Origin of the sequence: Gemmiger formicilis, assembly GCF_016901605.1 — a bacterium.
Lineage (GTDB): Bacteria > Bacillota > Clostridia > Oscillospirales > Ruminococcaceae > Gemmiger > Gemmiger formicilis_B.
Genome location: NZ_JACJKP010000136.1, coordinates 1 through 8227, shown reverse-complemented (window position 1 = coordinate 8227; position 8227 = coordinate 1). Strand labels below are relative to the sequence as shown.

Here is an 8227-nt window from a genome sequence, read left to right as displayed (position 1 = left end):
CCATCATGGACAAGAAACAACTGTTCGGTATTGTGGCTACCACCCGGCGATTTTGGCAATCGCGGTCCAACAAAATAACCTGACTGTCTTCGGTTTCGGGAAATTGATTGTTGGTAAACGCCACCAGTGTATCATCGTCCAGTACAAACACCCGGTCACATTCGCCCCGGCGGAAAACGGCCGGGCAGCTTTCACTGTCGTGGGCGCAGCCCTCCATGTTACAGGGGACTTCCGTCACATGGTTGACCAGATCGGCCACCCGGTAGCGGATCAGTTCGCCGGTGACCATCTCGTCCATGTAATACTGTTTTTCGTCGCCCAGCCACAGCGGATGCAGGGCCGCGGCAGGGGCGGGAGTGGCTGCGGTGCTTTCAGCCTCCTGTGCGGCGGAAGTTTCGGCGGTCATGGTGGAAGAACTGGCGCTGCTGTCAGTTGGGGCAGCAGTACAACCCGTCAGCAGCAGGGCCGCCAACGCCAGAGAAAAAACTCGTTTCATACAAACTCCTTTTTGTAAAATCAGTAAGGCCCTTTGCAGACTTCAGTATAGTTGGGAACACCATTCAAAAAATCGTCAATGGAAATCAGGCCCAGATACATCTGTTCAGTTTGGGTGGTGTATGGTGAACCGTCGTCGGAAATGTCGGTTCGCGTATAAGGCTCGTACCGGCAGTCCACCAACAGGCGGTCTTTCAGCTGCAAGAAAATCTGCGGCTGGTGGCCGTACCCGTTCCAGTAGTTTTCCGGCAGGTCGGCTCGCTGGCGTACTTCGCCTGTCTCTGCATTGACAAGAAGCGGCAAATCGTAGAAGACAAGCCAGCCGTTGAGATTGGCTTCCATCTGATACTGGTATTCTGCAGAAAGGGCGTCCGGTTCGGTGATGGGCAGCTGGTCTGTGAGCAAGCGGTTTTCACCGGTGGCAGGGTTCACGGTGGAAAAGGTGCCGGCGGTGCTGTCAATCCAGTAATACTGGCCGCCGATGACATAGAAATACAGCCGGTCCAGGACGTAGTCATCGGAGGAATAACTGCAAAAGTCCCGGACTTCGCCGGTGTCAACGTTCAGCAAGACCTGACTTTTGGTGCCGGTAGGGTGGGAGGGCACGGTTGCCGTCGGGTCACCGAAAGTATCTGGATAGGTGAGATTTTCCTGCTGCAAAACCAGATCGCGGCCTACGACGCCCATCATAAACTGGAAATTGTAGAAGTGTTCCGTCAGGTTGGTGGTTGTTCCGTCCGACAAGTCGATGCGGTAAATGGTGTAGAGCGTGGCGCCGAGAGAGGTGTTTTTTTCGTAGCCGCAGCAATAGAGAAAATCGCCGTCGGTATACATGTGATTGGGGTCCAGGAACAAATCCACACCCTCCAACTTTTTCAGCACCCGACGGTTTTGGCAGTTACGGTCCATCAGAGTGATAAAAGAGGAACGGGTGGAATGATTCATGCCACTCAATACCAGCAAGGTACTGTCGTTCAGAACAAAGGGCTGATAGGATGGCATCTGCGTGGTGACGGCGGGGCAGCTTTCGCTGTCGTGGGTACAGCCTTCCACATCACAAGGGATGGTATCCTCTCCGGTTTGCAGGTCTATGACATGATATAAAATCATGGAATCCGCACTTTCGAGTGTCTCCTGTGTGTAATACTGCTTTTCATCGCCGTGCTGCAACAGGCGCAGAGGCTCTTCGCTTCCGGTAGAGGCTTGTGCAGCTGCAGTTTCAGCGGTAACGGCGGCGGAACTTTCGCTGCTGTCAGCCGGGGCAGCGGTGCAGCCCGCCAGCAGCAGGGCGGCCAACGCCAGAGAAAAAACTCGTTTCATACAAACTCCTCCTTTTATAATGTTCGATCACAATCCGGCGTAAGTTTCGGGCGCCATGGAGGTTACGCTTACACTGAAATACCCAAGATCCATATTGGCGACCAGGTACAACTGGGCATCCGCGCTGTAACAGGGGGCGGGGGAACCGTGGCCCAACGGTTCGGCGTCCTCCCAGTCGGTAAAGCTGTCCAAGCCCAGCATGGTGCGGTAGGCACGGGCAACCCGGGTGGAATCAAACCCGTCAGCCAAACCCAGCTTTCCGTTCAAACCGGTTAAAGTGCCGTATTCGGTCACGGTTATACTTAGATATGGCCCGTTCAGTTCCCGGCTGAAATGGTAGGTGGTGGCACCGGCGGTCTCACTATCGGCGTAACACTCGGTGGCCTGGGCAACCAATTCCTCGGCGGCATCCAGATAGGCTTCTGGTAACACCTGGAAACTGCGCAGGGCAGCCAGGCAGGGGGCTACGGTTTCCTGGGCAGTGGATAACGGGGCGGGTTGGTACATGACCGTCTCGGCGGACTGCTGCCGCCAGTAATACAATTCCCGGGCTACGGCGTTTTCCCGCCCGGCGGTGCCCAAAAAGTTGCTGTCGGCGGCGGTGTCCCACTGGGCGCTATCCAACTGGCGGTCCCGGACAGCGAACCACACAAAGGGCAGGGTGGTACACAAAATTACCAGCAGGGCGGTGCCGCACAACGGCAGCCAGCGTTCACGCAGTTTCATGGTCGGCCTCCTTGGGTTTGGGCAGGGTAAAGGACACAGCAGTACCGGCTCCGGGGGAGCTCTCAAAGGTCAAGTGAGTGCCGTGCAGCACTGCAATGCGTTCGCACAGGGCCAGACCCATACCGCTGCCGCCATGCTGTCGGGCACGGGACTTATCTACCATATAAAAAGGTTCGGTGATGTGGGGCAAATCCCCGGCAGGAATGCCGCAGCCGGTGTCCCGTACCGTAAGTATTAAGCTTTCCGGCTGTTCAGCAGTTTCCAGGGTGATGGTTCCTTCCGGCGGGGTAGCGTGGCGGGCGTTGAGTACCAGATTGTACAAAAGATCACACAGCAGTTCCCGCTGGGCCAATACGGTCAGACGGCAGTCCGGCACCGACAATACCGGTGGAGTTTGGGGCAGGGCACGGGTCAGTTGGCGGAACACCCCATCCAACCGCACCGGTTCCAAGGAGGGCGGTTCGCTGCCGTTCAACTGCATCAGTTCCATCAGGCGACCGCTCAAGGCTTCCAGGCGTTTACTCTCATGGTAGATAAAGTCGGCTGCTTTCTGCCGGGTGGCGGCGGGCACTTCGGTTCCGCGCAGCAGGTCCGCGTACCCCAGCATGCTGGTCATGGGGGTTTTCAGTTCATGGGTAAAAGCGGCGATAAAATCTTCTCGCTGTTGTATATGTTCCTGCAAAGCGTTTACTTTGTCCTGCACGGCGGCGGCCATTTCATCAAAACTGCGGCTCAACCCGGCGATTTCGTCGCTGCCGGGCAAAGCGGTACGCCGGTCGTAAGCCCCGGCGGCAATCTCCCGGCTGGCAGCCTCCAGTTGTTCCAGCGGGCGCACCATGCGGCGGCAAAGCAGAAGCGCCAGCAGCGCAGCCACGGCCAGCGCCAGGGTCTGCCCCAGTAGAGCGTCCCGCAGGCGCAGGGCGCGGTCGGTGAACAGCCCGTCGAGACTTTGCGCGCTTACAAAGGTCAGGCATTGTTCCGGACAAATGATTAGTCCGCTGCACACCAGATACCGGGTGCCATCCACAGCGGTGAGAATACGCATCTGCGTTCCCTCGTCGCCCGGCACCACCCGGGCCAGTTCACTCTGGGAAAGGGTGGTGGGCATGGTGGAAGCCAGGGACCGCCCTTCCTGGTCATACACCGCCAACAGGCTGCGATTGCCCTGGCGGGACAAGCCGCCCAGGTAACTCCATACCCGGGATTGCAGCATGATCTCGGTATCGGAACGCAACTCTCGCTGAAAAGCGGCGGATTCTCGCTGCCATTCCTCCCGGGCGGTCTGGCGCAGGTCGGTCAGGGCGCGGCTGAACTGCCGCTCCTGGGTCCACAGGGTACTCAGGCTCAATACCAGGGCCAGTACCCCCAGCAATACAAGGGTCAGTTTGTGGCCGAATTTCATGGGGCGGTTTCCTCCTTTTCCAATCGGTAGCCTACACGGAATACGGTACAGATTTCATGCTTCCAACCCAGTTTTTTCCGCAATCTGGTGATACACAGGTCCAGGGGCCGGGTATCGAAGTCTTCGTCGTCCCCCCACAACCGTTCATACAGTACTTCCCGATACAGTGTCATGCCCCGGTTGCGCATGAGCAGTTCCAGCAATTCAAATTCCCGGGGTGAAAGATGCACCGGCTTGCCGTTCTGCTCCACAGTGCGGGCGGCAGGGTCCAGTGATACCCCAAAGGCCTGCAATATCACGTTGGATCGCCCGGTGCGGCGCAGCACGCTTTCCACCCGGGCAACCAGTTCCAACGGTTCAAAGGGCTTGGTCAGGTAGTCGTCGGCGCCCAGACGCAGCCCCCGCACCCGGTCATTCAAGGTGGTTTTGGCAGTCACAAAGATCACCGGTGTTCCCACACTGCGCAGGTATCCCAGCAATTCATATCCATCCACCTTGGGCAGCATAATATCCAGAATAGCCAGTTCGTAATCCCGTTCGGCAATCAAATCGGCGGCGGTTTCACCATCATTGGCCTGCTCGCAGGTGTATCCGGCGCCGGTCAGCGTCAGTTCGATCAGGTCTGCAATGGGGTGTTCATCTTCCGCAATCAAAATAGGGCGCATTTGGGTTCCTCCTTACTGGATGCTCTCAGTCTACTGTACACTTCTTTCCGAGTTCTATCAATGATCGAAAAAGAAGACATTCACAAATTGTTTTCAATTTTCCTATTGACACCGAGAATGGAAGTGGTACAATATTAGCAGTCGAAGGCTTAGAGTGCTAATTCAAACAGAGCGGTGCTTATACCGCGCCGCCATAGAGGTGGACGGGAAAAGAAAGCACTCGATAGCATTCGTTGCTAATAGATGAATTTGCGTGTATCTGCACAATAAGGAGGTACGCACTATGAACATGAATCAACTCACTCAAAAAACCATCGAGGCCCTGCAGAACGCTCAGCGACTGGCAGTGGAATATTCCAACCAGGCCGTAGAGCAGGAACATCTGCTGGCGGCGCTGGCGCAGCAGCAGGACGGGCTGATCCCGCAGTTGCTGGCAACGCTGGGGGCCGACCCCAACGCATTTGCGCAGGCCGCCCTGCAAAAGGTAGAAGCTCTGCCCCGGGTGACCGGTTCCGGCCGCGACCCCGAGAAGGTCTATATTTCCGGTGACCTGGACCGCGCCCTCAATGCGGCGGAGGAACAGGCCAAGCAGATGAAAGATGAATATATCAGCGTGGAACATGTGTTCCTGGGCATTCTGCAGCGGCCCGGCAAGGCAGCTGCGGAGCTGTTCAAGATGTTCAGCATCACCCAGGAAGGTTTCATGAAGCAGCTGTCGGCTGTGCGCGGCAATCAGCGTGTCACCAGCGATAACCCTGAGTCCACCTATAACGCCCTGAAAAAATACGGTCAGGATCTGGTGGAGATGGCCCGTGCCAACAAGCTGGACCCGGTCATCGGACGTGACAGCGAAATCCGCAACGTCATCCGCATCCTGTCCCGTAAACGCAAGAACAACCCCGTCCTCATTGGCGAAGCCGGTGTCGGTAAGACGGCCATTGCGGAAGGTCTGGCCCAGCGGATCGTTCGGGGCGACGTACCGGAAAACCTCAAAGACCGCACGGTGTTCAGCCTGGATATGGGCGCACTGGTGGCCGGTGCCAAGTACCGCGGCGAGTTTGAGGAACGGCTGAAATCGGTGCTCAACGAAGTCAAGAAATCCGAAGGCAAGATCATCCTCTTTATCGATGAACTGCACACCATTGTGGGTGCCGGCAAGACTGACGGCGCCATGGATGCGGGCAACCTGCTCAAACCCATGCTGGCCCGCGGTGAGCTGCACTGCATTGGCGCCACCACGCTGGATGAGTACCGGGAATATATCGAGAAAGACCCTGCCCTGGAGCGCCGTTTCCAGCCGGTCATGGTCAACGAACCCACTGTGGAGGACACGATTTCCATTCTCCGCGGCCTGAAAGAGCGGTACGAGGTGTTCCACGGCGTCAAGATTCAGGACCCGGCGCTGATCGCGGCAGCCACCCTGTCTGACCGGTATATCACCGACCGTTTCCTGCCCGATAAGGCTATCGACCTGGTGGACGAAGCCTGTGCCATGGTCAAGACGGAACTGGATTCCATGCCCGCCGAACTGGACGAAATGAATCACCGGATCACCCAGCTGCAGATCGAAGAAGCCTCCCTTAAGAAGGAAACCGATGAACTTTCCAAGCAGCGGCTGGCCGCTCTGGAAAAAGAGATGGCGGAACTGCGGGACAGCTTCAACAGCAAGAAAGCCCAGTGGGAGAACGAGAAGAACGCCATCAATAAGGTTCAGAGCCTGCGCGCCGAAGTGGAAACCACCAAGGCAGAGATCGAAAAGGCTACCCGTACCGGTGATTACGCCAAGGCTGGTGAGCTGCAGTACGGCAAACTGCCCAACCTGCAGAAAGAGCTGGAGGCAGAGGAGAAGCTGGCCAACGAAAAGAAGGAGGACAGCCTGCTCCGTGACCGTGTCACCGACGAGGAAATCGCCCGCATTGTGGCCCGCTGGACCGGTATTCCGGTAGCCAAACTGGTAGAAGGAGAGCGGGAAAAACTGCTCCGTCTGCCCGATGTGCTCCATCAGCGGGTCATTGGTCAGGACGAAGTGGTACAGAAGGTGTCCGACGCCATTCTGCGTTCCCGCGCCGGCATTGCCAACCCCAACCGGCCCATCGGCAGTTTCCTGTTCCTGGGCCCCACAGGCGTGGGCAAGACCGAACTGGCCAAAGCTCTGGCCCAGGCCCTGTTTGACGATGAGAAGAACCTGGTCCGTATCGACATGACCGAGTATATGGAGAAGTTCAGCGTATCTCGTCTGATCGGTGCGCCTCCGGGATATGTAGGCTATGAGGAGGGCGGTCAACTCACCGAGGCTGTGCGCCGCCATCCTTACAGTGTGGTGCTGTTCGACGAGGTGGAAAAAGCCCATCCCGACGTATTCAACATTCTGCTGCAGGTGCTGGACGACGGCCGTATCACCGACAGCCAGGGCCGCACGGTAGACTTCAAGAACACCGTCATTATCCTGACCTCCAACCTGGGTTCCGACCTGATTCTGGAGGATCTGGAAAAGAGCCGGGCCAATGGCAGCAACGATCTTTCTTCCGAAGCACAGGAGGCCATCGGTCAGCTGCTTAAGCGGCAGTTCCGGCCCGAGTTCCTCAACCGTCTGGATGACATCGTTTACTACAAGAGCCTGACCAAACAGGAGATCGGTTCTATCGTTGACCTGATGCTGGCCGACCTGCACCATCGCCTGGCCGACAAGCAGCTGCATCTCGATGTGACCGAGGCTGCGAAGAATGCCATTATTGACGGCGGGTATGATCCCATCTATGGTGCCCGTCCGCTGAAGCGGTATATCCAGGCCCATGTGGAAACCATGATTGCCAAGGAGATCATCGCCGGGGCCCATGCCGCAGGGGATACCCTGACTGTGGACGCCGATGAGAACGGCCACCTGTATCTGCGGTAATACTTTTATAAATGTGCGCGCCGCGCGGAGGATTTTCTCTGCGCGGCGCGTTTTTGCGTGGGTACAAAACTGTAAAATAAATGCAAAAAGGGACTTGACTTGTCCGCTGGCTTTATGCTAAAATATCCCTTGCAGTTAAGCTGTAAGCGGAAGTGCTGGAATCGGCAGACAGGCACGTTTGAGGTGCGTGTGTCCATGACGTGTGGGTTCAAGTCCCATCTTCCGCACCAAAATCCCGAATGCGAAGGCTTAATAGTGATAAGGTACTATTTAGCTTTGCGAGGGGCAGAGAACGGTGTGACCGTAATGGTCACGCCGTTTTTCTGCGTCCAAGGGTAGATTTCGCAACAACAGGCTCGGAAATCACAGGAATCTCTACGTCATCCACGAAGTTGAAATAGATTTTCACCTTCTGTACCCGCTTGCCGCTGGATTTGTCCGGCGCAAACACCTCAATCTTCTTGATATACTCATTGACTATCGTAGGTGTCAATTCCGGTACATCCACATACTTCTGAGTCAGGGCGACAAAGGCATCCACATCCGCACTCATGGTTTCCTGCGTTTCCAGCCATTCTTCCGTCACTTCGATTTCGAGCTTTAACTGTTCCTGTTCTGCCTCGTAATCGGCGGTCATTTTCTTGTACCGCTCCTTGTTCAGATCGCCCAGGACAAAATCCTCATAGAGTCGGGACAGAAGAACATCCAAGTCAGCCAGCCGCT

The 8227-nt window shown here is 56.5% G+C and carries 7 protein-coding genes and 1 tRNA gene; 2 read left to right on the top strand and 6 right to left on the bottom strand.

What is annotated here, in order from left to right; genetic code table 11:
- From H6B10_RS10585 to H6B10_RS10565, 5 genes are all read right to left on the bottom strand, one after another.
- Positions 1–496 (bottom strand): lipoprotein (locus tag H6B10_RS10585; protein ID WP_204651576.1); only part of this gene is annotated, 496 nt, incomplete at its 3' end.
- A gap of 20 nt (positions 497–516) precedes the next feature.
- Positions 517–1815, bottom strand: a complete 1299-nt coding sequence (locus H6B10_RS10580; RefSeq protein ID WP_204651575.1) for a hypothetical protein — start codon at positions 1813–1815, stop codon at positions 517–519.
- Between the two features lie 27 nt (positions 1816–1842).
- Positions 1843–2541, bottom strand: a complete 699-nt coding sequence (locus H6B10_RS10575) for a hypothetical protein (protein ID WP_204651574.1) — start codon at positions 2539–2541, stop codon at positions 1843–1845.
- Complete coding sequence (locus H6B10_RS10570; protein ID WP_204651573.1) at positions 2528–3943, bottom strand: sensor histidine kinase; 1416 nt, start codon at positions 3941–3943, stop codon at positions 2528–2530. Before H6B10_RS10570 ends, H6B10_RS10575 begins: the two co-directional genes overlap by 14 nt.
- Positions 3940–4608, bottom strand: coding sequence for a response regulator transcription factor (locus H6B10_RS10565; protein ID WP_204651572.1), 669 nt, complete (start codon positions 4606–4608; stop codon positions 3940–3942). The genes H6B10_RS10570 and H6B10_RS10565 overlap by 4 nt, the downstream gene beginning before the upstream one ends.
- Before the next feature lie 283 nt (positions 4609–4891).
- Between H6B10_RS10565 and clpB the strand changes: the two genes are divergently transcribed.
- On the top strand, positions 4892–7504 hold the full coding sequence (gene clpB / locus H6B10_RS10560) for an ATP-dependent chaperone ClpB (RefSeq protein WP_204651571.1): 2613 nt from the start codon (positions 4892–4894) through the stop codon (positions 7502–7504).
- Between the two features lie 146 nt (positions 7505–7650).
- A tRNA-Leu gene (locus H6B10_RS10555) sits at positions 7651–7734 on the top strand.
- Positions 7735–7814: 80 nt separating this feature from the next.
- Here the strand turns inward: H6B10_RS10555 and H6B10_RS10550 are convergent.
- A partial coding sequence (locus H6B10_RS10550; protein ID WP_204651570.1) for a DUF4368 domain-containing protein occupies positions 7815–8227 on the bottom strand: 413 nt, incomplete at its 5' end.